Below are 25,176 nucleotides of genomic sequence, written 5' to 3' on the forward strand. Positions count from 1 at the left end.
GTTATCTCCTAGACAAAGCGGCAGCTGATGGAGCCCATGTTGCCGTAGTCCACGTGGAAGGTATCGCCTCTGCTGGCCGCGACCGGACGGGTAAACGAACCACCGAGAATGATCTGGCCAGGCTCAAGCTGAACGTCGTAGGGGGCAAGTTTGTTGGCCAGCCACGCCACACCGTTAGCCGGGTGGTTGAGCACGCCCGCGGCAACGCCGGTCTCTTCGATCACGCCGTTGCGATAGAGCAGGGCGGAGATCCAGCGCAGATCCAGCTCGTCGGGCTTAATCGGACGGCCGCCGAGGATCACGCCCGCGTTGGCGGCGTTATCGGAGATGGTGTCGAACACCTTGCGCGGGCGCTGGGTTTCCGGGTCAACGTTGTGGCAGCGGGCGTCGATCAGCTCCAGCGCGGGGATCACGTAATCCGTGGCGTTGTAGACGTCGAAGATCGTGCAGTTCGGGCCGCGCAGCGGTTTTGCCAGCACGAAAGCCAGCTCCACCTCAATGCGCGGGACGATAAAGCGATCGACGGGGATGTCGCTGCCGTCGTGGAAGAACATATCGTCCAGCAGCGCACCGTAGTCCGGCTCGCTGATCTGCGAGCTGGCCTGCATCGCTTTTGAGGTGAGGCCGATCTTGTGGCCTTTCAGCACGCGGCCTTCGGCGATTTTCAGGTTCACCCATTCGCGCTGTACGGCGTAGGCGTCTTCAATCGTGATCTCCGGGTACTCCAGCGAGATCGCGCGGATCTGCTCCCGGGACTGCTCCGCCTGATGCAGGCGGTGGGCGATCAGGGTATGGGTGTGTTTGTCGAGCATGGCGATATCCTGTTTTATGTTTGTTTTCTCCCTCTCCCAGTGGGAGAGGGACGGGGTGAGGGCATCGGGCCGCAGAGATTTCCCCTCACCCTAACCCTCTCCCAAAGGGAGAGGGGACGGTATTACGTAAACAACGCGTGTACGTTGTTTTGTTTGTAATTGAGCGTCGGGTGCAGTTCATCGAGCTCAAACGACAGCGCCAGATAGCGGCTCGCCATGAGGTTGGCAAAATGCGCTTTGATCAGCGCAAACAGCATCTCCCCCACGGCCTCGCGGCTCTCCAGGCTGCGCCCGGCGCCAATCTTCAGCGTCATATGCACAAAGGCGTACTCCTGCTTGCCGTCCGCCATCTGCCAGGTATCCAGCCAGTGGGCGCGGCTGCGGATACCGCCGATGGGGAAAATACCGGTGGCGGCCAGCGCCTCGTTCACTTTGGCGAACAGCCCCGGCAGGTCGGCCTGCTCGCGGATGTTGTCGGTACATTCAGCGATAAAATGCGGCATGGTGGCTCCTTACGCGGGCAGCGGGAAAACGGCGTTAACCTGGCCGGTACCGGAGCTGGCGAACAGCTCGGTGAGGAATTCAACCTTGCCGTCGTATTTGTCCCAGCCGAGCATACCCAGCAGCATCACCGTGTCGTGCATGTTGCCCTCGCCGTAGCAGTAATCGGCGTACTCCGGCAGCATGCTGCAGAACTCTTTGAACTGGCCTTCGCGCCATAGCTTCACCACCCGTTCGTCCATCTGGCGGTCGAACTCGCGGGTGTAGCTGTTCATCCCTTCTTCCGCACGCTGGTCGTCGATAAAGCGGTGCGACAGCGAGCCGCTGGCGAGCACCGCCACGGTGCCGTCATACTTTTCGATGGCGCTGACGATGGCCTCGCCCAGCCTGCGGCTGTCGGCGAAGTCGTGAACCGTGCAGAACGCCGAGATGGAGACCACTTTGAAGTGCTTATCCGCGTTCATGTAGCGCATCGGCACCAGCGTGCCGTATTCCAGCTTCAGGCTCGGGATGTTGTGCGCTTTGGCGCGCACGCCAAGCTTGACCGCCTCGTCGGCGATCAGCTGCCCGAGCTCCGGGTTGCCGTCGTAGTCGTAGGTCATGTCGCGGATAAAGTGCGGCAGCTCGTTACTGGTGTAGATGCCTGAAAAATGGTCCGCACAGTTGATGTGATAGGCGCTGTTCACCAGCCAGTGGGTGTCGAAGACGATGATGGTATCGACGCCCAGCTCGCGGCAGCGCTTGCCGATCTCTTTGTGCCCGTCAATGGCCCCCTGACGGCAGCCGTGGTTTTTACCCGGCAGCTCAGAGAGATACATTGACGGTACGTGCGTGATTTTTGCCGCTAACGCTAACTTTCCCATTTTAGATCCCCCATTTTGGAATCGGATGGTCGCCCATGGAGATGCAGACGTTCTTCATCTCCGCGAACACCTCAAAGCTGTACTCGCCGCCTTCGCGCCCGGTGCCGGAGGCCTTCACGCCGCCAAACGGCTGGCGCAGATCGCGCACGTTCTGGGTATTCACGAACACCATGCCCGCTTCGATATTGCGCGCCAGACGCAGCACTTTGCTGACGTCCTGGGTCCAGATGTACGACGCCAGGCCGTACTCCACGTCGTTGGCCAGGCGTAGCCCTTCCGCTTCGTCCTTGAACGGCAGCAGGCATGCTACCGGGCCGAAGATCTCCTCCTGCGCCACGCGCATGCGGTTGTCGACATCCGCCAGTACCGTCGGGCGCAGGAAGTTACCGCCTTTCAGTTGCGCAGGCAGGTCGGCCGGTTTGTCCGGGCCGCCCGCCAGCAGGGTCGCGCCCTCCTCAATGCCCAGGCGGATATAGCCGGAGACTTTCTCCCAGTGCTGTTGGCTAATCAGTGCGCCAATCTGGGTGTTCGGATCGGTCGGATCGCCCACGCGCAGGCGGTTGGCTCGCTCGGCGAAGCGTTTGACGAATTCCGGGTAGATGCTCTGCTGGATGAAAATGCGCGAGCCCGCGGTGCAGCGCTCGCCGTTGATGGAGAAGATGGTGAACAGGGCGGCATCCAGCGCGCGCTCAATGTCGGCATCTTCAAAAATCAGTACCGGGGATTTGCCGCCCAGCTCCATGGAGTATTTCTTCAGCCCGGCGTTTTTCATGATATTGCGCCCGGTGGCGGTGCCGCCGGTGAAGGAGACGGCCCGCACGTCGTGATGGCGCACCAGCGCATCGCCTGCCGTGGCGCCATAGCCCTGCACCACGTTCAGCACGCCCGCCGGAATACCTGCCTCCAGCGCCAGTTCGCCCAGACGGTCGGCGGTCAGCGGCGAGAGTTCAGACATCTTCAGCACGGCGGTATTCCCCAACGCCAGGCATGGGGCGACCTTCCAGGTGGCGGTCATAAACGGCACGTTCCACGGCGACACCAGCGCGCAGACGCCCACCGGCTGCACCAGGGTGTAGTTCAGCATCTTGTCGTCAACCGGGTAGGTTTTGCCGTTCATCTGCTGGCACACTTCGGCGAAGAACTCGAAGTTGTGCGAGGCGCGGGGGATAAGCACGTTTTTGGTCTGGTGGATGGGCAGGCCGGTGTCGGCGGTTTCCATCGCGGCAATGTCCGGCACGTTCTGGTCAATCAGATCGCCCAGGCGACGCATCAGACGCGCACGCTCTTTCATCGGCAGGTTGGCCCACTTTGGGAAAGCCTCTTTTGCTGCCGCCACGGCCTGATGGATTTCCGCTTCCCCGCCGGCGGCGACTTCTGCCAGCACCTCGCCGGAGGCCGGGTTGGTGGTGTGGAAGTAGTCGCTTCCCGCCACGTTTTTGCCGTTGATCCAGTGGTTAATCTTTTTCATTTTGCCGTCTCCTCACTCACAATCCGGTTTACCAGGCGACCCACGCCTTCCACTTCCACCACCACTTCATCCCCCGGTACCACGTCGGACAGTCCTTTTGGCGTGCCGGTGGCGATCATGTCGCCCGGCTGCAGAGTCATGAATTCGCTCAGGTATGCAATCAGGTATGGGATGCTGAAGATCAGATCCGCCGTGGTCCCTTCCTGACGTAATTCACCGTTGACGAAGGTGCGCAGGGTTAAGTTATGCGGATCGGGAATGGCTGCTTTTGGCACGATGTTGGGGCTGATGGGGGTTAACCCGTCGCGGCTTTTGACCCGCAGATTCGGGCGGTAGTAATTTTCGAGATAGTCGCGAATGGCGTAGTCGTTACAGACCGTGTAGCCCGCAACAAAATCCATCGCCTCGGCTTCACTGACCTTACGCGCGGTTTTGCCGATGACCACCACCAGCTCCGCCTCGTAGTGCATGTACTCAACGTTGTCCGGGCGTACCGAGGTCTGGTTGTCGCCGTTGAAGGTATTGGGCGCTTTGATAAATACCAGCGGCTCGGTCGGTGGCGTGAATGCCAGCTCGCTGGCGTGATCGGCGTAGTTCAGGCCGAGGGCGAACAGCGTGGGGTGAGGGTGCGCGCCCTGAGCCATCGCCACGTCGCGTTCATCCACCACCGGGTTTTCCAGTGCCGGGAACCCTTCCGCCAGAATGCGTACCCGATCGCCAGGGCGGATCTCGACGCGGCTTTGCGGCGTGCCGAGCAAGATCGCATCGCCCGGATTCAGGGTCGCGAACTCGCTCAGGGCGCTCAGCAGTTCGGCGGCGTTGCGCTGTAGCCCGGCGGTGTTCCAGTGGTCCGCTTCACGGCCGTTGATTTCAGTGATGATAGTCAGGTTATCTACGTTGTCGACGGCGACCAGCTCACCCAGCGGACAAAACCCGTCCCGGCATTTGGCTTTGATTGCCGGGCGATAAAAGCTCTCTTCCGGCAGGCTTACCTCGTTTGCCAGCGCGTACCCGGCGATGTAGGCCGCTGCGTCCTCCACGCGAACTTTGCTGGCCGTTTTGCCCACCACCAGCGCGACGGTTGCGCCGCTCAGCACCGTCTCACCCTGCGGAAACGGGATGGGTTCACCTGCGCGGATCACCGTGTTGTGTGGCTTGATAAACCACACCGCGGTTTTTGGCGGGGTGTTGTAGGGGGCTTTTTCAAACGCCTCAGCCCAGGCGTCGCGCTGGCTTTGGTGGTTCAGCGCCACGGCAAAAACGGTACCTTTCATTGACATACTCCTCAGGCCGGAACGCCGGCGTTGATTTTGTTAATATGTTAATGATCTGGTTTTATGCTTTTGCTGATTATTTCGCAATCAGAAGTGAAATATTTGTGATATGAATAACAATAAATTTACATTTTCGTTTAAAATAATATATTTATCATCGTGTTAATAAAGTGCTGTTGTTTCTGTTAGACTTTTCGATGGTCAAAAAGCAGTTGATTAAAACAGCGATTTTGAATTGTTTACTTGTTAACAATAAGCGGGAGTGGCTATGCATGATTCTTTAACTATCGCCCTGTTGCAGGCGCGGGAAGCGGCAATGTCCTACTTCCGACCAATTGTGAAGCGGCATAACCTGACCGAGCAGCAGTGGCGCATTGTGCGTGTACTGGCTGAACATCCCTCGATGGATTTTCACGATCTGGCGTTTCGGACCTGCATATTGCGCCCGAGTCTGACGGGCATTCTGACGCGCATGGAGCGCGACGGTCTGGTGCTGCGCTTAAAACCGGTCAATGACCAGCGCAAACTGTACGTGTCGCTGACCAAAGAGGGCAACGCGCTGTACGAGCACGCCCAGGCGCAGGTGGAAGAGGCGTACCAGCAAATAGAGGCGGAATATACGCCGGAGAAGATGAAACAGCTGACGGCGCTGCTTGAGGAGTTTATCGCGCTGGGAAACCGCCATAACGCAGCGCGTGACGAAGAGTAAAAACCACAAATTAAAGGATGATTTTCGTAAAGTTTTCCCTTTCCAGGCCGAAAATTCTGTATCTGTCTGAAGGAAGAGAAAACATGTTAAACCGTATCAAGATTGTCACCAGCTTAATGCTGGTTTTAGCGATATTTGGCCTTTTACAACTGACCTCCGGTGGTCTTTTCTTCAATGCCCTGAAGCATGACAAAGAGAATTTCACCGTCCTGCAAACCATTCGCCAGCAACAATCCACGCTGAACGCCAGCTGGGTGGCGTTGCTGCAAACCCGTAACACCCTGAACCGCGCGGGCATCCGCTACATGATGGATCAGAACAATATCGGCAGCGGCGCGACCGTGAACGATCTGATGCAAATTGCCTCTGTGTCACTGAAACAGGCGGAAAAAAACTGGGCCGCCTACGAAGCCCTGCCGCGCGATCCGCGTCAGAGCGACGCTGAAGCGATGGAAATTAAGCGTAACTACGATATTTATCACGGCGCGTTGGCGGAGCTGATTCAGCTGCTGGGTGCAGGCAAAATTAACGCTTTCTTCGATCAGCCTACCCAGAGCTATCAGGATGGTTTTGAGAAGCAGTATGTGAACTACCTGCTGCAGAACGACAAGCTGTATCAGATGGCGGTGGAAAACAGCAACAGCTCTTACAGCCAGGCGATCTGGGTGCTGATCAGCGTGCTGATGGTTGTGCTGGTGGTCATCGTGGGCGTGTGGCTGGGTATCAAGCAGGCGCTGATCTCTCCGCTGACCCGTCTCATCGACAACATCCGCCATATCGCCAGCGGCGATCTGGTGAAGCGCATTGAAGTGGAAGGCGCTAACGAGATGGGTGAACTGGCCGACTCGCTGCGTCATATGCAGAGCGAACTGGTGCGTACCGTTGGTGACGTGCGTAACGGCGCAAACGCCATCTACAGCGGCGCGAGCGAAATCGCGATGGGCAATAACGATCTCTCTTCCCGTACTGAACAGCAGGCCGCTTCCCTGGAAGAGACCGCTGCCAGCATGGAGCAGCTGACGGCGACCGTGAAGCAGAACGCCGAAAATGCCCGCCAGGCGAGCAACCTGGCGCTGAGCGCGTCTGAAACCGCACAGAAGGGCGGGAAAGTGGTGGATAACGTGGTGCAAACCATGCGCGACATCGCGGGCAGTTCGCAGAAAATCGCCGATATTATCAGCGTGATTGACGGTATTGCCTTCCAGACCAACATTCTGGCACTGAACGCGGCGGTTGAAGCTGCACGTGCGGGTGAGCAGGGTCGCGGATTCGCCGTCGTGGCAGGTGAAGTACGTAACCTGGCCCAGCGCAGTGCCCAGGCTGCCCGTGAGATCAAGAGCCTGATTGAAGACTCCGTCGGTCGTGTGGAAGTGGGCTCAACGCTGGTGGAAAGCGCCGGTGAAACGATGGGTGAAATCGTTAATGCGGTGACCCGCGTGACCGATATCATGGGCGAAATCGCCTCTGCCTCTGATGAGCAGAGCCGCGGTATCGATCAGGTTGGTCTGGCGGTGGCGGAGATGGATCGCGTGACTCAGCAGAACGCCTCGCTGGTGGAAGAGTCTGCTGCTGCCGCTGCGGCGCTGGAAGAGCAGGCGAGCCGCCTGACGCAGGCCGTCGCGGTGTTCCGTATTCAGCAGGAGCAGATGAAAGCACGTGAGTTTGCCGCAGCCAAAAGCGTTGCTGCACCGGTGGTGATGCGTAAACCGGCGACCGCGGATGCGGGCGATAACTGGGAAACCTTCTAACGCCGTGCGTGGTGCCGGGTGGCGGCTACGCCTTACCCGGCCTACGCAATGACGGTGCGCCGTCGGGCGATATTACAGAGGCAGGCGCATGGCACAGCGAGCGTCATACGCTAAACCGTGCGCCGTCTCTTCTTCGCGTTTTTCACGCAGTTCAGGCGTCAGCGTCGTTATCATTTCAAACCCCAGCCGCGCATAGAACGGCGCATTCCACGGCACGTCCCGGAAGGTTGTCAGCGTCAGCGATGCCAGCCCCCTTTTGCGGGCCTGGTCAGCGACACAGGCGATGAGCCGTCGGCCGATCCCTTTTCCCTGCCAGTCCAGATGCACCGAAAGCTCCACGATGAACAGCGACGAAACGTGCGTCTCTGCGAGGATAAAACCGACCGGCTGGTCGTTGGCCTGCGCCAGCCAGCTCAGTCCGCGTTCGGCGTAGTCGAGATGCTGCTCAGCGGAAATGACCTCGCCCTCTGCAAGCCAGGCGAGTTCCGGGTAATCCCGGAAACGCTCGCCCGCCGCGCGTTCTATGGCGGGCAGGGCGGTGACGTCACCGGGGCGTGTTGGGCGAACGGTGATGTTAAGGCCGACACGCATTAGCCTGCGTTACCCACGATTTTAATTTCGACCATGCCAATCCCGAGCTCGCGCGGTGAGTGGCCGAGAATATTGCCTTCATTGGTAGATTGCGGCTCTGGCGGCACAATCACCAGGGTATTACTCCGTGAAGGATTATCGAAATGCAGCGTGGTGGTGCTGACTTCGTTGCCAAGGGTCAGCGTTTGCTCGCTGTCGCCCACCCGTACCGGAACAGGGCGGTTAGCATTAGCGCCATACGCTTTGGCGGTGATCACCAGGTCGAATTTCTGCGGCAAGGGGTGGGCATACTCAATTTTTACCTCATTGCCCAGCTGTGCGTTGGACCAGCGTCCCCAGGACTCCGGACGAGAGATACCGCTGAACTGTTTAACCTCTTCCGGCGCACCGGCGACGTTGAAGATAAAGCTGTCGGCTTTATAGCGAATATCGTTGTCGACGATTTTTAGCATATCAATGTTGCGCTGATAGCGGGCGGTATCGATAACCGTATCCCTGAAGGCGGTTTTGCCCTTCCATACTGGCTTATCTACGTGCTGCACGGTTTGCTCCCCGCCTAGCTGCCCCTGAGAGACACACCAGTCCGTCGACAGCGCCAGCGGCGGCGACCAGAGCTGGCCCATTTTGTAGCACTTATCGACCCAGACAAAGTTATCACGCGGGGCAAACTCCGCCAGCTGGAAGCGCAGCGGCGCCGAGTATTCGCTTTCAGGCAGCGGCTCAACGCGGTTATCCGACACGCGCAGCAGCAGCGGCAGCCGGAAGTGGCTGCCTGAGAAGGCGATCGTTTTTTTATCCTGATCGATAGTGAAGTCTTTCATCTCTTTCGGGAAGTTCCACAGACGTATGATATCCGGCTTCCAGGCGAGGATTTTTTCCTTCATGTTGAGGAACACTTCGGACAGCGATTGTCCCGACAGCGTGCTGCGGCCCAGACCAATAAAGTTGTCACCGCCAAGAATATCCAGCACCGTGGCACCGTTATCCATCGAATTACGCTTGGTGGCGATTACCTCCTGCTGCGGTTTGTCGCCGCGCAGAACGAAGAACAGGTTGCTGCGATCCTGTTTGTTCAGCTGATCCCACGCGCTGTTTTTCATCGCCAGATGGTCTGAAGAGACCACGATCACCGTGTTTTTGAACCAGGGTGAGGTTTTGATTTTCTGAACAAGGGCGGCGATATGCTCCTGGCTACAGGTGACGGCGCTGAAGGATTTATTATCTTTGCCGTCAATGTCGTAGCGTTTGCGCTTGCAGGTGCGCGAGACGAAACCGTCAGGATGGTGAGTATCTACCGTCAGGGCAAAGAGGGAGAAGCGTTTCCCGGCGCGGGACAGTTCTTCGAATTTTTTCCAGGTCTCATCCAGCACGGTATCGTCGTAGAAGCCCCAGTCGTTGCGGTAAGTGGGGTCGGCGACGGTCGTTTTTAACTCTTCTGAGCCGTACAGATGATCAAACCCGTGTGATTTCAGGAACACATCTTTCCCGGCAAAGCGCAGGTTGGCCCCCTGGACAAAATAGTTCTCGTAACCGGAGTTTTTCAGGATGTCGCCCAGGCAGATATTCTGCGGGAAGAAGCTCGACATTGAAGCTGAGGCGTTGCCTTCAAAGGGGGCAAACAGAGGAATGCCGCACTGGGAGGCAACCATTCCGGCAATGGTGTAGTCGGTGCCGGGCAGCTGCATGGTGTGACTGAAGTCGAGGCCTTCGTTTTTCAGCGCGCCCAGATCCGGCGTCAGGTTCGGGAAGGCGTCGTTATCAAAATAGGTCCTCTCCAGACTCTCGCCGTAGATGTACACCAGATTAAGCTTCGGGTTGGCTATCGTTTTCGATGGCTCTTTATAGTACGCCACGAAATCCGGGTCACCGTCGCGCGACTGGGATTTCACCAGCTCGGTGATCTGATGAAATGCCGGGCTGGCATCCACTGAGGCCAGCGCAAGGAAAAGCGCCAGCAGGCTGTAGCCATGGTGGTGCGGAAGATGACGGCGGCGGCGCAGCACCCAGGCGAGCGCGCCAAAAATGGTCACCAGCGCCAGCACCAGCCCCAGACCGGGGAGGATATACTTACCCACGCCCGCGCCCGTCAGGCTATTGGTCAGGGTGTAGAGCACCGCATCGTTTATCCCGTCTCCGGTAAAGTAATCGCTGGCGTAGAGCGTAATGTTTAAAACAATAAAAATGCCGAGCACCACCAGCGTGGCGATAAACCACCAGGTATTACGGCCAGCTTTCCAGGCGTAAACGCCGATGGAGGCCAGAAAAAGGGCAAGGGACATTAACTCTGACAACAGCATATCCTCATGACGCCAGGTGCTTCGCTGGCTAATTGATTATTTTTTGGGTAATACAATGTAATGGCGATGTCGCTAAGCTGCAATTTTAGTGTCACGAAAGTGTGCCGTTGTTAGGAATTGGTTTAGAAAATCGTTTTTTTGAAGGCGGTCGCATCCTGCTGTACGGATGCTGAGACGAGGACAGAAGGGGAAAATGCCGGTTTCACGCCGCGTTGCAAGACTAACGTATTAAACGCGGCGTGTTGTGGCAGGAAATGGGGCCGATCAGGAGATGAAATTAACGCCTTGTTTCAGCACCAGATCGCAGGCTTTGGTTTTCACCTGTTTCGCCAGAGATGAGTTGCCAAGGGTGCTCAGATTCAGCTGCTGACCATTTTGCGCGTTCAGCAGACCCTGAATGCCGTCCATGTAGTTGGTGTCGGCTTTCTGCTCCTGGGTGTCCAGACCCAGCTTACCGAGCACCTGGTTTTTCACATTTTGCGCATCGGTCACGGAAGCCAGCTTTTGCTTCGCACAGTATTCCAGGATGCCTGCTGCGTTGTTCATGGTGCCGGCACTCAGACTCTGGGAGCTATTGCCCAGCAGGCTGGTGAGGGAAGAGGCTGACAGCCCGCCCTGAGTGCTGCCGCTCTCTTTGGTGAGTTCGCTGGCGGCGCTGGAAAGGGACTCCTGCCATGACGCGGCATGGGCCATGCCGGTGACCAGCAGGGCGCCTAAAAGTGTGCTGAAAAGAATCTGTTTTTTCATAATGGCTTTCTCAAAAAGGTCCGTTTTGGGCCGGAAGAGGTCCAGTATATACCTCCGCTCCGGCGGCGATTCCTGGAACTGTCTTAATACTCTTTACCGGTGACGCGGCTGCGATAGCTTTCCCAGTCAAAGATGACGTAGAGGCTGTTGCCCAGCTTCATGCGATCCATCACGCGCTCGCCCAGTAAGCGGGTCATCTCGTCGATATTGTGGTTGGTCAGCATGCCGGTGGGACGCTTGGAAGAAGAGCGGCGATCGACAATCTGGTTAATGATCACCTTTTCATAGCGGGATTCGGTTTGAACACCGATCTCGTCAATAACCAGCAAATCCACATTGCTCAGATCGTTAAGCAGTTGCTCTTCGCTGGTTTCACGGTTGCTGAAGGTGTCTTTCATGGCAGACATGATATCGGCCACGGTAATGATTAACACCGATTTCCCGCGCAGAAGCAGTTCATTGCAGATGGCGGCGGCCAGGTGATTTTTACCGGTGCCGGGCTTACCGCTGAAGATAAAGCTGGCGATGTTGCCGTCGAATTCGTCCACGTACTGCCGGGCGGCGGCCAGGGCGTTCATCTGCCCGTTGGTCTCAATTTTATAGTTATCGAATGAGCAGTTCTGATGCAGGGGGCGAATACCGGAGCGGTTAAAGGTACGCTGCATTTTCATCGCCCGGTTTTCGCGGGCGAGGGCGGCAGCGCGGATCTCACCCTGTTCTTTTTGCCACGCCAGAAGTTCTTCACCCGTTGTGAAGGCAGGCTTCACATTGGCTGGCATCATCTTTTGCAGTCGTTTCATCAGGTCGCCGACGTTTTTCATTTCGCACCTCGGAATCCATTAGGGATCTGTTTATCCGGTTCTGAAAAAGCGTTGATATCGCGTTTTGGCTGGCCGTTATTGCTGGCGCGGTTAATTTGCAGATGGCGGGCGAGCTTTTGCTGCCACTGAATGTGGGTGAAGACTTTGCCTTCTGCCTGCCACCAGGCAATAAAGGCGGCAAGCTCCTCAGGGGTAGCCGGTTGCGTCAGCGCAATGCCCCACAATGCCGCCTGCCGCTGGAAATCCACATCCGGATGCCAGCCCGCGTACAGGGCAAATTTCCCCATCGGCACAGTGACGGGGGCGTTACCCGGCTCTTCAAAGAACTGGCTATCGAGCGTGACGTCACTTGCCGGGCGCGACAACCGCGCTTCTATCTCCAGAAGCTGCGCCAGACGCTCCGGGGTGAGGGCGTAAAACGCCGGGGCGTTGTCGGCCAACACTGCAAGCGTGCCGCCTTCGGCGTGCGTCAACACACCGCGGGGATCGCGCATAAAGGCATCAATACCAGCAATGCTGGTGGTCAGAATTCTGGAGGACATAACGCTTTCTCTACTGATTACTACGGGCGTGATATGGGCTTATGGTAGCACAGAGAGGATGAGGGAATGGAGGGGATTTCCCCGGTGGCGCTGCGCTTACCGGGGCTACAGTCGTAGGCCTGATAAGCGCAGCGCCATCAGGCATTTATCACGCGATGATATTCAGGGTCACGTCGATGTTGCCGCGGGTCGCGTTAGAGTACGGGCACACAATGTGCGCCGCATCCACCAGTTTTTTGGCTTCTGCAGGATCCATACCTTCAACGTGAATGTTCAGTTTGGCTTCGATACCAAAACCGGTTGGCAGTGGACCAATGCCCACTTCACCTTCAATGAAGGCCTCTTTTGGCAGCGTAAATTTGTCGCGCGCAGCCACAAATTTCATCGCCCCCAGGAAACAGGCAGAGTAGCCGGCAGCAAACAGCTGTTCAGGGTTGGTCACTTCGCCACCCATGCCGCCCATCTCTTTTGGCACACCCAGTTTGACGTCCAGGACGCCATCGGAAGAGGTTGCGCGGCCGTCACGGCCTCCGGTCGCTTTTGCTTTGGCAGTGTAGACAACTTTTTCTAAAGACATGGCAGGTTCCTCATCTTACGTTAATGTGTGCTATTAAATAGCACACGATGTATTAGGGTAAATAAATACGCGTAAAGTATAGCCTTACGCGTGATGTAACTGATGTCGCAAAAGTTCAAGCTGCTGCTTGAGTGCCAGCATGGTGTCAGTGTCACATTGCGCTGCGCATCCCACCGCGTGAGGGATCCCGGAGGCCTGCTGCTGCAGCTCACGTCCCGCATCGCTCAGCGTGACGGCGACCTGGCGTTCGTCTTTACGCGAACGCTGACGGTTGATCAGCCCGGCGCTTTCCAGACGCTTCAACAGCGGCGTCAGGGTGGCAGAGTCAAGGAACAGACGCTCACCGATGTCCGACACCGTAATGTCATCCTGCTCCCACAATACCAGCATCACCAGATATTGCGGGTAGGTCAGGTTCAGCGGTGCCAGCAGTTGCCGGTACAGCTTGTTAAGCGCCAGGTTTGCCGAATAGAGGGCAAAACAGAGCTGGTTATCCAGCAGAAGCGCGTTGGTGGTGTCGTTCGTTTTTGCGTTCATGAGTTGAATATAGATAGTGCGCGATATAATTGCAAGCAATTTTATGGGCAGGTATAACGAAGCGCCACCTGAACGGCCATTTTCCGGTAGTGCTGGCGCTGAGCTTGCTCGTCTGCTCCCTCTTCAAACAGCAGCGTAAAGGTGTAGCTGTTGGCAACATAGTGGAAGCTGAAGCTGCTGATCAGGCGGTGAAGATCCCGCGGGTCAACCGACTGGCTGAACAACTGCTTTTCTTTTCCGCGCCGCAGGATATCGTCGAGCAGATCGAGCGCGCTGCGGTTGACCTGGCGCAGGTAGCTGGATTGCTGCATAAAGCGACCACGCTGCATGTTCTCCATGCAGATAATACGAATGTAATCCGGGTGGTCTGCGTGGTAGTCAAAGGTGGCTTCCACCAGGTGCACCAGCGCTTCAACCGGCGGTATGTCTGCAAGGCTGAGCGCTTTTTCACTGGCGCGGATCCGGGTGTAGACGTACTCAAGAACGAGAAGGTACAGATTTTCTTTGTTCTTAAAATGGTAAACCACCATCCGTTTAGTGGTGCCTGCTTTCTCTGCGATCTGTTCCATACGGGCGCCGTTCAACCCATATTCGGCAAAAAGGGCGATAGCGCTCTGAAAGATTTTTTCCTTCAGGCTGGATTCTTCACTGTGCTCAGGGAGTTCGCTGCCAGGGTTTGCCACATCCTTTCCTTATCGTCACTAAACGGAATAGAAAGATTATCCCCATGGCAGCGAAAGAACACAAACATCAAACGCGCGGGCGTTTGCGGTAAAGCCACAGTCCTGGGATCGACAACCCGATAGAGAGTGCGCCAACAATAGATGAGGCCTTAAGAAAGTTGCTCAGAAGCAGGATCATTTGTGGCTCGGTGTAGCCAAAGTGGCTGATTTTTACCGCTGAAATCATGGCCGTATAGGCTGAAATGCCGGGGAACATCGGGATGACGGCCGCGACGGTGAACACCTTAGGGTGCGCCAGATACCAGCGCGACCACTGAATACCAATGCTGCCGACCAGCATGGAGGCCATAAAAGTTGACCACTCGATGTTAAAACCAGCGGTCATCATTATCATTCTCGAGCCATGACCGATGGCGCCCAGCAGCGCACACCATGGCAAAGCGCGCTGCGGGACGTTGAAGACCATCGCAAAGCCGACGGCGGGAATGGCGGCCAGGATCATGTCCTGCATCAGTGCCAGCAGAAACGTTATCACGCCCATCCGCGTAACCCCCACAGCGTCATGGCCATCACTACGCCGATACAGGTTGCCAGCGTAAGCAGGCTGGCAATCGCCCAGCGCGCCAGACCGGTATTGATGTGCCCTTTAAACATATCGGCAACGGCGTTAATCAGCGGGAAGCCCGGAACCAGCAGGAGCACGCTGGCGGCCATGGCGATGGTGGGTGTGTTGGCAAACTGTGGCAGGCGCAGCAGCAGCCCCGACACCGTGGTGGCAACAAACGCGGTGATGCAGAAGTTAATTTGTGGGTGCAACTGCCGGTGCGTCAGTACCTGGCGTACATACATGGCGATGCTGCTGGCGCAGAAGGTCACGAACGCGCCGTCCCAGCCCCCTTTATTGAGCTTACAAAAACAGGCGCACGATAACCCCACCATCAACACCACCAGCCAGCGCGGATAACGTAGGGGTTTAATTTGGTTGAACCGTTTTTCTATCTCTTTCAGGTCGAGTAGCTTATGTTCAGCCAGAATGACGATGTGCTGCACTTCGGTTACCACATGCATATTAATGCCGCGGTCGTGGTTTTTACGGGTAGAGGTGAGGCACTGGCCATCTTTGATGGTGGTCAGCACGATAGCGTTCGATGAAATCGCGCTTTCGACGCTATCCATCCCCAATGCCAGCCCCAGACGCGTCGAAAGCTCCTCGACCAGGGCGCTTTCCGCCCCGTGCTGGAGCAGGAAAAGTCCGCACTGAATACACAGCCGCGTGGTGGCACGCTGCATCGATATTTCTGCCTGCATGTAGTGTCCCGAAGTGTTGGTGAGTCGCTTGCCTGTTGGCCCCTGATGCTTACTTTTAGCACAGAGTGCGGTATCCCTTGCTCTGGGTCAGATCAAGATTCCTGCAAACAGTTGCAGCCCGGTTCGCGAAAGAGAATGAGGTTTAAATATAAATGCGATGAATTTATATGATTCGAAATATAGAATATTTATATTAAGTTATTCTTATTTTATATTTTCATTATTTTAATGCTCTTGCAATTAAATTTAATTGCGCTTTGTGAGATATTAGCGTTGTTTTAGGCCTTTCTTAAGCTAAGAACATATCTCATCTTCTGCTTGTATTAATCAGTCTACACTCAGGGACGAAAAAACATAAATCTTGATGCGTTTAGACGCTACTCATCAAATGAAAAATGGACACGGAGGGTCTATGTTGTCATTGAATGGTAAACATGGCGTAGTTATTAGCAGGGTACCCGTTATGCAAAACGGGTTAGGCAGCGTTATGGCAAACCATTTCCCAGAATTTGAATTGACTTATTGTCGTTCGCTGCAGGAGTTAACGTTACTTCAGCTTCGCCGGGCTAATGTCATTATTGCTGATATTTCAGGTGAATACAGGAAACCCCGGGGAACGTTAGAAGAATATTACAACTTACTGAACCAATACCGGGATATTCACTGGATATTTATGGTCTCTCGTCCCCTTTATCCCATTGCAGTGGAACTGCTTATGCGCCCGGAAAGCACGTTGCTTTCTGAAATGGAGCCGATTGAAGGCGTGATTAATGCTATTCGTGCAGGTAGCGAGCGGGCGGAGCGGATAAGCCAGACGTTATTGTCTCCTGAACCCGCCGAGGCGGAAACCGAAGACGAACCGTTTGTTGCGCTTACCCATTCTGAACGCAAAGTGTTACGCCTGCTAGGTAAGGGCTGGGGAATTAACCAAATTGCTACCCTGCTCAAGAAGAGCAACAAAACAATCAGTGCGCAGAAAAACAGTGCGATGCGACGGTTGTCGCTGCGCAGCAATGCCGATATGTACGCCTGGATTAACAGTGCACAGGGAATGAGAGAGCTGAGTTTAATGTCAGCCTATGGAGAGTATGAGGAATGGAAAAAACCGATACACCAGGACATATCGCTGTCATCGAAAATTGCACAATGAGTGCCGTTGGGCTGCAGCATCTTTTTGCGATGCCGATGCTCAGCCATTATCGACTGCACCTCTTCAGTCAGTTCGAAAGCTTTAAAAAGGCGCTGACCAATATCTCTTTTTTCTCGGTGATCTATTCGCTCTCGGATGCGCGTGAGGAGCGTCGTAACTGCCTGGCTTCCCTGCGGGATCTCGCTTTCACCCATAGCGATATTCAGCGAATTGTACTTGCGTCTGATGACATGGAAGCGCGCCTGATAAGCCATCTGTCGCCTTCTCGTCTGCATGGCATTGTGAGTAAATCGGTACCGCTGAGCCACCTGCAGGAGGAGCTGGTGGTGCTATTGAGAGAGACGCATCATATCAATGACAATATGCTGAACCACTGGTATGTCAATCAAAACAGATTGTTAAGCCCAACGGAGCGGGCGATATTGCGGTATATGTCTTTCGGGTTTTCCATTCCTGAAATCGCGACACAACTTGAACGCAATATTAAAACCATCCGCGCGCACAAGTTTAATGCGATGGTTAAACTGGGGGTGAATTCTGACGTAGGGTTGCTTGATGCGGCGGATATTCTTACTCATCTTCCGGCAAGAGACATGCGCTGTTCGGTGTCAGGCTCGCCGGCATTTTTATAATCGGTGATTTTTTGATGCGCCAGATACATTCTGGCACATCAATTAAATGCATACATCGACCCACTTTGCGGACGTCAGCTCAGCCATCCGGTCGGGTGAAATGCGCACGGCGCTGTGGATGGCACCTGCGGCGGGCAGCACTTCCGCGTACTGTTTTAACGAAATATCGCAGTAAACAGAAAGTGGGTTTTCCAGCCCGAACGGACAGACTCCCCCGACGGGATGGCCTGTAATCGTCACCACTTCATCACTACTGAGCATGCGCGCTTTTGCACCAAAGGTATCTTTCAGTTTTTTGTTGTCCAGACGCGCATCGCCTTTCGCCACTACCAGAATCACCTCATTTTTTACTTTTAGCGATAACGTCTTGGCGATTTGTCCCGGCTCAACGCGATGAGCGGCAGCAGCCAGCGCAACGGTCGCGGTACTCTGACTCAGTTCAATGATTTCTATATCCGGTGCGTTGTCGGCAAAAAACTGCTGTACAGACTGCAAACTCATTGTTTCCTCCTGACAAATATCCTGCGTAATCTGTCATAAGAATTTATCTGCTGTAAATATCTCTTAAGTAACAAATATCCTACATGGCCGATTTCTGGATCGCCTTCACATTCACGGAAACCGGTTACAGTAACCGGTTGCAGAGCGTGAATCAGAGATTAATACTGAGGACGTAACGTCCCCTGTATCCAATAATAAGAGCACATTATGAAACCATTCCGTCTGAGCAGTACCGCTGGTACACGAGCCAGCAAGGTTGTGAAGCTGATTTATGGAACAACGTGTGGCGTGAAAACGCCCGTATCGAACGTCTGACAGGAGATCTGCTATGTCTGCCAACCATGCTGCGTTTAATCTGATATTCCGTTTCGTTGAAAATTACGTCAGTCCCATTGCCGGGCGGATCTCTTCCCAGCGTCATGTTATGGCTATCCGCGATGGATTTATTTCCGCGATGCCCTTCATGATTGTCGGTTCATTTTTGTTAGTGTTTGCTTACCCACCGTTTTCGCCAGACACCACCTGGGGCTTCGCGCGCGCCTGGCTGGACATGGCAAAGCAATTTGAAGGCCAGATCCTGACGCCGTTCGATATGACGATGGGCATTATGTCCATCTATATTTGTGCGGCCATTGCCTATAACCTCGGCAAACACTATGTGAAATCGCATCAGTTAGATCCGTTCATGTGCGCCATGCTGTCGCTGATGGCGTTTCTGTTGGTGGCTGCACCTAAGACCAAAGGCACGCTGCCCGTAGACAGCCTGGGAGGCACGGGGATCTTCACTGCGATTCTGGTAGCAATCTACTGCGTTGAGATGATGCGTTTCCTCAAAGCGCACAATATCGGTATCCGTCTGCCGGACCAGGTTCCTCCGATGATCAAAAACTCCTTTGATCTGCTGATCCCGGTGCTGGTGGTTGTACTGACGCTCTATCCGCTGAGTTTGTTGATTCAGTCTCAGTTTGGCATGCTGATCCCGCAGGCCATTATGTCAATCTTCAAACCGCTGGTTTCCGCTGCGGATTCTCTGCCTGCCATTCTGCTGGCGGTGTTGATTGGTCATTTACTGTGGTTCGCAGGGATCCACGGGGCGGCAATTGTCTCAGGAATGCTGCAGATGTTCTGGCTGACCAATCTCGGGGCTAACCAGACCGCCCTGGCGGCAAGCCAGCCTCTTCCCCATATCTTTATGGAAGCGTTCTGGACGTTCTTTATCGTGATTGGGGGCTCGGGGGCGACAATGGGGCTGGTGTTCTGCTACCTGCGCAGCCGTTCAGCGCATCTGCGCTCAATCGGGCGTCTGAGCGTGGTGCCGAGCATCTTTAACATCAACGAACCGGTCATTTTTGGTACGCCGATCGTCATGAACCCGGTGTTCTTTATTCCGTTCCTGCTGGCTCCGATGGTCAACGCCGTGCTGGCCTGGGCGGCAATGAAATTTGATTTGATAAGCCGCGTGATCTCTGTTGTGCCATGGACAGCACCCGCGCCTGTGGGTGCCGCATGGGCGCTGGGCTGGGATTTCCGCGCGGCCATTCTGGTAGTGGTGCTTGCGTGTGTCTCCGCCATCATCTACTTCCCGTTCTTTAAAGTGTACGAGAAGCAGCTGCTGGAGCAGGAAGCGGAAGAAGCGCAGCGTAATGCGGAAGCGGAAAATCAGCAGGTGGCCTAGGTAAAAGCAAAACGGCAACTTAAGTTGCCGTTTTTAGTGTTTGTTCCCTCTCCCTGTGGGAGAGGGGCAGGGTGAGGGCATCAGGCCGGATACGACTACTTCAGCGTACAATCCCCGCACTGCTGAACGTCCGGCAGGCGATAGCGCTGGCAGCAGGTGCGGCGCACCAGAAGCCCGTCACGTGGCACCACGGTACGGAATAACGGGTTATCGCGGCCATCCGCAAGCTGTTTCGTAAAGAACAAGGACTGACGCAGGGCATCCACCTTCTCATCACCGAGCAGGGGCTTCATTTCCGTCAAATACCAGTGGATTAAATAGCCGGTATTACTCCAGATAAGCTTCCCGTTGATCTCACCTGTCTCTTCCAGAGCATTCACCACCGGCATCAGGGCGCGGGTCACGAGCTTCTCCATCCGCTGCGGGGCAGAAAGATGCATGGCCGTTGGGTCTTCGTGAAGATCGATCCAGAAGCAGGCCGCACGCCCCGTCTCGTGGAACTCAACGTGAAAATACTCCGGGGAGAGATCCAGCATGGTCTCCTGGGTGAGCAATGCCAGCATGAGCGGAGGCGCCATCAGGCCGATGTACCATTGCGCCCAGAGAGAGAGCAGGGGCTTATTTTCCCGCGTAAGGGTGGGTTGATTGCGATAGATATGGTCAGAATAGGTTGCCAGCAGCGACTGGCGTTTTGCCGGCTGCTGCCACTGTGCCAGTGTCATGGCGTGGTGCGGATGCGGCTCATCCAGTTTGATAAAGTCCAGCAGATGGGCTCGGGTTGCCGCTATCTTTTCGCGTATGGCTTCCGCAAGCGAAGAGTCTCCCGTGGTGAGACGGGCTCGCCAGAGGAGGGGTTCAACAGTCTGTACGGTATGAGTGGCCATAATAGATAGAAATCTAAATGATAATGATTGCCAATCCTAACTATTGCTCATACCGATGGCAAGACTTTTGTCCTGGAGAGAGAATGCTGTGCTTAAACCGCCTGTAGCTCTTCGCTGAGCAGAATGTTATTCCGCCCAAGATGCTTTGCTTCGTAGAGGGCTTTATCTGCTTTTTCCAGCGCGCCTTCTGCGTCTTCATTCTCAAAAATGGCAATACCAATGCTGATGGTGACGTTAGTCGCGACGCGCTCATTGAACATGTGGGGGATTTTTAAGTCGTACACTTTCTGACGAATGCGCTCTGCCGTCTGGCGGGCATGTTCCAGCGAGATGTTCGTCAGCAGTACCATAAACTCTTCCCCGCCAAACCGCGCCACAATATCCCGCGAGCGTACGGCATCACGAATGGCTGCCGAGACACGGATTAACGCCTGGTCACCCATCATATGGCCGTAGTGGTCGTTATAGGCCTTGAAGTGATCGATATCCATTAGCAGGACAAAATGTTCGCCGTTTTCTACCGCAGGCAGATTCTCCAGTCGGCTTTGCAAGCCGCGACGGTTATACAGGCCGGTAAGTGGATCCATCATGCTGAGATCGGTCAGGGTTTCTCGTTCTTCCAGTAACCGGGAGAGGAGCTCCTGAGCGAAGCGATCGTTACGTCTTTGTAGTACGTGGTGAACGCCGATAGCTACGACCGGAAGAATGAAAGAGTAGATCATTCTCAACCAGTGTTCAGAGGGGCTTAACCACAGGCAGACAATAAATGCGGGTAATGAGTGGAGCGTAAACGCTTTGATATTAATGGCGAATGCCAGCGAACCGATAAAAAGCACCGTTAATAGCGCCATGATCAAATATGTCGCCCGATCGTGCGTAATTAACGAAAATTTTGAGGCGATTTGCCAGGCCCATAAAATACCGAATATCGCTGAAACCACAGGAATATTTATCTTGCGGGTACTCTTTTGCCAGTGCCAGAGCAGCAATCCGGTGCTGAGCGTAAAAATAGCCAGCAGGGGGAAAGATAACAGCTGAACAGAATAGAGCGGATTTGTTACCGAGAACACCGCTGAGGTTGCGTTCAAAAATAAAAATAAACGTAACGATAATTGATATTTGCTGTTGACCAAAGACCGCCAGGATTGTGATGTCATAGTAGTGCGTTTTTATTAAAATTTAATTAAAACAGATAAATGGGTGTTGTTTCGCAATAATGGAAGCAAAAAAAATCAACGAGTAATTATCAGAGAAACTTTATGAGTAGTTAACAGGTGGGCAATTTATCACCTTAAACAATGCCTGTCATTACGGGAAAGGTAAACGGCCACGGTTTTTAATTATCGGTGCTGACAAATGATAATTCTTGTCATATGATATTGGTTATCATTATCGATTCGAAAGGGCAAACCATGTTGAACCGGGTGTTAGGAAGTGGTTGGGGGGTATTACTGCCGGGAGCCATCCTCGGCGGTCTGATGTTTGCCGATCTCTCCATTGATCTCTGGAAAGCCATCATTGTGTCAGGGCTGCTGATGACCTCAGCCATGATCTGGCATAAGCAATTACGGCACTTTGTTTTGTTGCCATCATGCGTCGCGCTGGTCAGTGGAATTCTGGTGATACTGATGAGTTTGAAATAACAGGGAATAACAAGAAGGACTTCAGAGGGGATGCAAGATAATTGGTGCGAGGGGGGGGACTTGAACCCCCACGTCCGTAAGGACACTAACACCTGAAGCTAGCGCGTCTACCAATTCCGCCACCTTCGCACAGTTATCTTACTTTTTGATATCGCCTCGTTGGTGCGAGGGGGGGGACTTGAACCCCCACGTCCGTAAGAACACTAACACCTGAAGCTAGCGCGTCTACCAATTCCGCCACCTTCGCCCAGTGCGAGCAATATCAACGTGATTTATGGTGCGAGGGGGGGGACTTGAACCCCCACGTCCGTAAGGACACTAACACCTGAAGCTAGCGCGTCTACCAATTCCGCCACCTTCGCATACCATCGATACTGTAAAAGTATCGTAACCACGGAGGCGCATTCTAGATGTTTTGAGCTTTACGTCAATAGAAAAATGCGCGCGTTGTTTTGATTGCTGCAAAAATGGCCGGAGGGGGATGGCCCTTCTCCGGCAAACAATACCCGTGGACTACTTTTTAGCCTGGCGCGTCATCACGGTACGGTAGACCTTAAAACGGCCTGTTTGCGCGATAACTTCATGGAAGCCGAAGGTTTCATCCAGCACTTTTGGGTACGGCAGAAACGCGTTGGCGACGATCCTCAGTTCCCCCCCGCTGTTCAGGTGACGTACTGCGCCACGGATCAGCGTTTGCGCTGCTTCAAGGCTGGTTTCGATGCCATCGTGGAACGGCGGATTTGAAATAATCATGTCGAACCGACCGGTAACGTCCGAGAAGACGTTGCTGGCGAAGACATCCCCTTCGAAGCCGTTTGCGGCAAGCGTCGCACGGCTGGCTTCAACTGCGGGCGCGCTGACGTCACAGAGCGTCAGGCGGACTTTTGGTGAGTGGCTTGCCAGCACCGTGGCCAGTACCCCTGCACCGCAGCCTACGTCCAGCACTTTGCCTTTGGTGTGCGGCGTCAGCGTGGAGAGCAGCAGCTTACTGCCCACGTCCAGCCCGTCACGGCTGAAAACGCCCGGCAGGGTTTTAATGGTCAGGCTATCAAGCTGATACGCATCCCAGTATGTCCCGGCATCAAAGGAAGGCTGGTTTTCCAGACGACCATGATACAGGCCGCAGCGACGGGCGCTGTCGACTTTATTGAGCGGGGCGTACGCTTCCAGCATCTGCTCTGCGCTTCGCACGCCGCTGCGGTTCTCACCGACCACGAAAATATCGCACCCGACCGGCAGCAGAGAGAGCAGATTCATCAGCTGGAACTGCGCTTCCGGTTTGTTCTTCGGCCAGTAGTAGATCAGCGTGTCGCAGTCAGCGACATCACTCTGTTCCGCCACCAGGCTAAAGCGTGCGCGCTCGCCCATCTGGCGGCTCAGCACCTGCCAGTGGTGGTAGTATTGGGTGTGGGCACGGCTTTCAGCACAGTCGAAACGCGCGGGCAGGTCATCCTGCATATCTCCGGCAAACAGAATACGGCTTTCTTCGAAATCATCACTGTGACGCAGCAAGACTTCACTTGCCGGGGTAAATGCAGACATGAATTGTTCCTCAATAAACTCAGGCGGGGATTATAGTAGGTAGATGGCGCACTTTCGACACATTTGCTATATTTGCGCGCCTGAGAGACAGGAGTTTTCGCTATGACATCCCGACGTGACTGGCAGTTGCAGCAGCTGGGTATCACCCAGTGGGTCTTGCGTCGCCCGACGGCGTTGCAGGGTGAAATCGCCATCGCCATCCCTGCGCATGTGCGTCTGGTGATGGTGGCGGAAGAACTGCCTGCCCTGAATGATGCCCTGATTGGTGATGTCCTTCGCAGCCTGAAGCTGACGGCCGACCAGGTTTTACAGCTGACGCCGGACAGGGTCGCCATGCTTCCTCCTGACAGCCATTGCAACTGCTGGCGAATGGGCGAGACAAACGACATATCCCTTTCCGGGAGCCAGATCAGCTCCCCCGTGCTGGAAGAGCTGAAAGCCAACCCAAAAGCGCGAAGCGCGCTATGGCAACAAATCTGCGAATATGAACACGATTTCTTCCCTCACGACGCCTGATCTGCCTGCGGCGTATGCGATTGAAACACGCGCCCATGCGTTTCCGTGGAGCGAAAAGACACTCGCCAGCAATCAGGGCGAACGGTATCTAAATTACCGCCTGGACGTTGACGGCACCCTGGCTGCATTTGCGATAACCCAGGTCGTTCTGGATGAGGCCACGCTGTTTAATATCGCGGTGGATCCCGCGTTTCAACGCCGTGGGCTGGGAAGAGAACTGCTTACGCATCTCATTCGTGAGCTCGAAACCCGTGACGTTTTCACCCTGTGGCTGGAGGTGCGCGCGTCAAATGTCGCCGCCATCGCGCTCTATGAAAGCTTAGGCTTTAACGAGGCGACAATTCGCCGTAACTACTACCCGACCGCAGAGGGACGTGAAGACGCCATTATTATGGCTCTGCCGATTGGATAACGAAAAATAAGGTTGTAACGATGAAATGGGACTGGATTTTCTTTGACGCCGACGAAACGCTCTTTACGTTCGATTCGTTCGGTGGTTTACAGCGGATGTTTTTGGACTATAGCGTGACCTTCACCGCTGAAGATTTTCAGGACTATCAGGCGGTGAATAAACCGCTATGGGTGGATTACCAGAACGGTGCCATCACCGCGTTACAACTGCAGCACCAGCGTTTCGATGTCTGGGCCGAACGGTTAAATGTAAGTCCAGGCACGTTAAACGAGGCATTCCTCAATGCGATGGCCGATATCTGCGCCCCGCTGCCGGGGGCGGTTTCCCTGCTTGATTCGCTGAAAGGCAAGGTCAAACTGGGGATCATCACCAACGGTTTTACCGCGCTGCAGCAGATTCGCCTTGAGCGCACGGGCCTGCGCGATCATTTCGACGCGCTGGTGATCTCAGAAGAGGTGGGCGTGCCGAAGCCGGATCCGCGTATTTTTGATTATGCACTGGCTCAAGCCGGCAACCCCGATCGCGACCGTGTGCTGATGGTGGGTGATACCGCGGAGTCGGATATTCTGGGCGGCATGAATTCTGGTCTGTCGACCGTCTGGTTGAATGCGCATGGCCGCATGAAGCCAGAAGGTATTGAGCCAACCTGGACCGTAACGTCGTTGAACGAACTGGAGCAGCTCCTGTGTAAACAATGATTGCCTGCCCCCCATTGATGGGTAAAATAGCCGCATTTTTCGTAT

General features: G+C 54.9%; 28 protein-coding genes and 3 tRNA genes. 9 read left to right on the forward strand and 22 right to left on the reverse strand.

The annotated features are described in order from the left end of the window. Positions 1-8: 8 nt before the first annotated feature. From hpaH to hpaG, 5 genes are all read right to left on the reverse strand, one after another. A complete protein-coding gene (gene hpaH, locus ACQG19_RS03035) occupies positions 9-812 on the reverse strand; it encodes a 2-oxo-hept-4-ene-1,7-dioate hydratase (RefSeq protein WP_038981112.1) in 804 nt (267 codons plus the stop codon). Between the two features lie 122 nt (positions 813-934). Then, a complete protein-coding gene (locus ACQG19_RS03040) occupies positions 935-1,315 on the reverse strand; it encodes a 5-carboxymethyl-2-hydroxymuconate Delta-isomerase (RefSeq protein ID WP_045295471.1) in 381 nt (126 codons plus the stop codon). Positions 1,316-1,324: 9 nt separating this feature from the next. Beyond that, positions 1,325-2,176: a 3,4-dihydroxyphenylacetate 2,3-dioxygenase gene (hpaD, locus tag ACQG19_RS03045; protein ID WP_013095453.1), complete on the reverse strand. Its 852-nt coding sequence runs from the start codon at positions 2,174-2,176 to the stop codon at positions 1,325-1,327. A 1-nt stretch (position 2,177) separates the two neighbouring features. Continuing rightward, on the reverse strand, positions 2,178-3,644 hold the full coding sequence (hpaE, locus tag ACQG19_RS03050) for a 5-carboxymethyl-2-hydroxymuconate semialdehyde dehydrogenase (protein ID WP_222169213.1): 1,467 nt from the start codon (positions 3,642-3,644) through the stop codon (positions 2,178-2,180). After that, the gene (gene hpaG / locus ACQG19_RS03055) at positions 3,641-4,918 is read right to left on the reverse strand and encodes a 4-hydroxyphenylacetate degradation bifunctional isomerase/decarboxylase (RefSeq protein ID WP_013095455.1); all 1,278 of its coding nucleotides are present in this window, start codon (positions 4,916-4,918) and stop codon (positions 3,641-3,643) included. The genes hpaE and hpaG overlap by 4 nt, the downstream gene beginning before the upstream one ends. 268 nt (positions 4,919-5,186) lie before the next feature. On the opposite strand from hpaG, the gene hpaR reads away from it, so the two are divergent. Both hpaR and tsr read left to right on the forward strand, forming a co-directional pair. Then, on the forward strand, positions 5,187-5,627 hold the full coding sequence (hpaR, locus tag ACQG19_RS03060; protein ID WP_013095456.1) for a homoprotocatechuate degradation operon regulator HpaR: 441 nt from the start codon (positions 5,187-5,189) through the stop codon (positions 5,625-5,627). 83 nt (positions 5,628-5,710) lie between these two features. After that, on the forward strand, positions 5,711-7,375 hold the full coding sequence (gene tsr / locus ACQG19_RS03065) for a methyl-accepting chemotaxis protein (RefSeq protein WP_013095457.1): 1,665 nt from the start codon (positions 5,711-5,713) through the stop codon (positions 7,373-7,375). A gap of 72 nt (positions 7,376-7,447) precedes the next feature. Here the strand turns inward: tsr and ACQG19_RS03070 are convergent, their stop codons facing one another. From ACQG19_RS03070 to ACQG19_RS03115, 10 genes are all read right to left on the reverse strand, one after another. After that, positions 7,448-7,966 carry a GNAT family N-acetyltransferase gene (locus tag ACQG19_RS03070; protein ID WP_246932347.1) on the reverse strand — a complete coding sequence of 173 codons (519 nt, stop codon included), beginning with the start codon at positions 7,964-7,966 and terminating at the stop codon, positions 7,448-7,450. Further along, entirely contained in the window at positions 7,966-10,257 is a 2,292-nt protein-coding gene (opgB, locus tag ACQG19_RS03075; RefSeq protein WP_038420877.1) for a phosphatidylglycerol--membrane-oligosaccharide glycerophosphotransferase, read from the reverse strand. The genes ACQG19_RS03070 and opgB overlap by 1 nt, the downstream gene beginning before the upstream one ends. A 270-nt stretch (positions 10,258-10,527) precedes the next feature. Beyond that, positions 10,528-11,010 carry a DUF2501 domain-containing protein gene (locus ACQG19_RS03080; protein ID WP_013095460.1) on the reverse strand — a complete coding sequence of 161 codons (483 nt, stop codon included), beginning with the start codon at positions 11,008-11,010 and terminating at the stop codon, positions 10,528-10,530. Between the two features lie 83 nt (positions 11,011-11,093). Then, positions 11,094-11,831: a DNA replication protein DnaC gene (dnaC, locus tag ACQG19_RS03085; protein ID WP_013095461.1), complete on the reverse strand. Its 738-nt coding sequence runs from the start codon at positions 11,829-11,831 to the stop codon at positions 11,094-11,096. Then, the gene (gene dnaT, locus ACQG19_RS03090) at positions 11,828-12,373 is read right to left on the reverse strand and encodes a primosomal protein DnaT (RefSeq protein WP_222169216.1); all 546 of its coding nucleotides are present in this window, start codon (positions 12,371-12,373) and stop codon (positions 11,828-11,830) included. Before dnaT ends, dnaC begins: the two co-directional genes overlap by 4 nt. A 148-nt stretch (positions 12,374-12,521) precedes the next feature. Continuing rightward, positions 12,522-12,950, reverse strand: coding sequence for an organic hydroperoxide resistance protein (locus ACQG19_RS03095; RefSeq protein ID WP_013095463.1), 429 nt, complete (start codon positions 12,948-12,950; stop codon positions 12,522-12,524). Positions 12,951-13,034: 84 nt separating this feature from the next. Further along, complete coding sequence (locus ACQG19_RS03100; protein ID WP_013095464.1) at positions 13,035-13,487, reverse strand: MarR family winged helix-turn-helix transcriptional regulator; 453 nt, start codon at positions 13,485-13,487, stop codon at positions 13,035-13,037. 41 nt (positions 13,488-13,528) lie between these two features. Then, entirely contained in the window at positions 13,529-14,170 is a 642-nt protein-coding gene (locus ACQG19_RS03105; RefSeq protein WP_013095465.1) for a TetR family transcriptional regulator, read from the reverse strand. Positions 14,171-14,237: 67 nt separating this feature from the next. Further along, complete coding sequence (locus ACQG19_RS03110; RefSeq protein WP_013095466.1) at positions 14,238-14,711, reverse strand: threonine/serine exporter; 474 nt, start codon at positions 14,709-14,711, stop codon at positions 14,238-14,240. Then, the gene (locus ACQG19_RS03115; RefSeq protein WP_029882175.1) at positions 14,702-15,478 is read right to left on the reverse strand and encodes a threonine/serine ThrE exporter family protein; all 777 of its coding nucleotides are present in this window, start codon (positions 15,476-15,478) and stop codon (positions 14,702-14,704) included. Before ACQG19_RS03115 ends, ACQG19_RS03110 begins: the two co-directional genes overlap by 10 nt. Positions 15,479-15,890: 412 nt before the next feature. Here ACQG19_RS03115 and ACQG19_RS03120 point away from each other — a divergent pair, with 412 nt between their 5' ends. Both ACQG19_RS03120 and bglJ read left to right on the forward strand, forming a co-directional pair. After that, positions 15,891-16,628 (forward strand): helix-turn-helix transcriptional regulator, encoded by a 738-nt coding sequence (locus ACQG19_RS03120; RefSeq protein WP_020688833.1) that lies wholly within the window; start codon positions 15,891-15,893, stop codon positions 16,626-16,628. Next, entirely contained in the window at positions 16,625-17,260 is a 636-nt protein-coding gene (bglJ, locus tag ACQG19_RS03125; protein WP_013095473.1) for a DNA-binding transcriptional activator BglJ, read from the forward strand. The genes ACQG19_RS03120 and bglJ overlap by 4 nt, the downstream gene beginning before the upstream one ends. A gap of 42 nt (positions 17,261-17,302) precedes the next feature. On the opposite strand, the gene ACQG19_RS03130 is transcribed toward bglJ, so the two are convergent. Next, positions 17,303-17,761, reverse strand: coding sequence for a YbaK/EbsC family protein (locus tag ACQG19_RS03130; RefSeq protein WP_013095474.1), 459 nt, complete (start codon positions 17,759-17,761; stop codon positions 17,303-17,305). A 328-nt stretch (positions 17,762-18,089) separates the two neighbouring features. Between ACQG19_RS03130 and ACQG19_RS03135 the strand changes: the two genes are divergently transcribed. Then, a complete protein-coding gene (locus tag ACQG19_RS03135) occupies positions 18,090-19,436 on the forward strand; it encodes a PTS cellobiose transporter subunit IIC (RefSeq protein ID WP_013095475.1) in 1,347 nt (448 codons plus the stop codon). A 95-nt stretch (positions 19,437-19,531) separates the two neighbouring features. Here the strand turns inward: ACQG19_RS03135 and fhuF are convergent, their stop codons facing one another. After that, the gene (fhuF, locus tag ACQG19_RS03140) at positions 19,532-20,320 is read right to left on the reverse strand and encodes a siderophore-iron reductase FhuF (protein WP_222169061.1); all 789 of its coding nucleotides are present in this window, start codon (positions 20,318-20,320) and stop codon (positions 19,532-19,534) included. Between the two features lie 92 nt (positions 20,321-20,412). Beyond that, on the reverse strand, positions 20,413-21,477 hold the full coding sequence (locus ACQG19_RS03145; RefSeq protein WP_058678925.1) for a GGDEF domain-containing protein: 1,065 nt from the start codon (positions 21,475-21,477) through the stop codon (positions 20,413-20,415). Between the two features lie 216 nt (positions 21,478-21,693). Between ACQG19_RS03145 and ACQG19_RS03150 the strand changes: the two genes are divergently transcribed. Further along, positions 21,694-21,963 carry a DUF1435 domain-containing protein gene (locus tag ACQG19_RS03150; protein ID WP_058681502.1) on the forward strand — a complete coding sequence of 90 codons (270 nt, stop codon included), beginning with the start codon at positions 21,694-21,696 and terminating at the stop codon, positions 21,961-21,963. Between the two features lie 42 nt (positions 21,964-22,005). Here the strand turns inward: ACQG19_RS03150 and ACQG19_RS03155 are convergent. From ACQG19_RS03155 to rsmC, 4 genes are all read right to left on the reverse strand, one after another. Continuing rightward, positions 22,006-22,092 (reverse strand) — tRNA-Leu (locus tag ACQG19_RS03155). A gap of 31 nt (positions 22,093-22,123) precedes the next feature. After that, a tRNA-Leu gene (locus tag ACQG19_RS03160) sits at positions 22,124-22,210 on the reverse strand. A 28-nt stretch (positions 22,211-22,238) separates the two neighbouring features. After that, positions 22,239-22,325, reverse strand: a tRNA-Leu gene (locus tag ACQG19_RS03165). A 151-nt stretch (positions 22,326-22,476) separates the two neighbouring features. Then, complete coding sequence (gene rsmC / locus ACQG19_RS03170) at positions 22,477-23,505, reverse strand: 16S rRNA (guanine(1207)-N(2))-methyltransferase RsmC (RefSeq protein WP_023621919.1); 1,029 nt, start codon at positions 23,503-23,505, stop codon at positions 22,477-22,479. A 102-nt stretch (positions 23,506-23,607) separates the two neighbouring features. On the opposite strand from rsmC, the gene ACQG19_RS03175 reads away from it, so the two are divergent. Genes ACQG19_RS03175 through yjjG form a run of 3 tightly spaced genes read left to right on the forward strand, consistent with a single transcriptional unit; the run spans position 23,608 to position 25,131 of the window. Continuing rightward, positions 23,608-24,021, forward strand: coding sequence for a DNA polymerase III subunit psi (locus ACQG19_RS03175; RefSeq protein ID WP_029882663.1), 414 nt, complete (start codon positions 23,608-23,610; stop codon positions 24,019-24,021). Next, a complete protein-coding gene (rimI, locus tag ACQG19_RS03180) occupies positions 23,990-24,433 on the forward strand; it encodes a ribosomal protein S18-alanine N-acetyltransferase (protein WP_013095481.1) in 444 nt (147 codons plus the stop codon). Before ACQG19_RS03175 ends, rimI begins: the two co-directional genes overlap by 32 nt. A gap of 20 nt (positions 24,434-24,453) precedes the next feature. Next, on the forward strand, positions 24,454-25,131 hold the full coding sequence (gene yjjG / locus ACQG19_RS03185; protein WP_058683642.1) for a pyrimidine 5'-nucleotidase: 678 nt from the start codon (positions 24,454-24,456) through the stop codon (positions 25,129-25,131). The last annotated feature ends 45 nt before the right edge of the window (positions 25,132-25,176 follow it).

Source organism: Enterobacter cloacae complex sp. 277I4 (assembly GCF_050031465.1).
Classification (GTDB): domain Bacteria; phylum Pseudomonadota; class Gammaproteobacteria; order Enterobacterales; family Enterobacteriaceae; genus Enterobacter; species Enterobacter cloacae.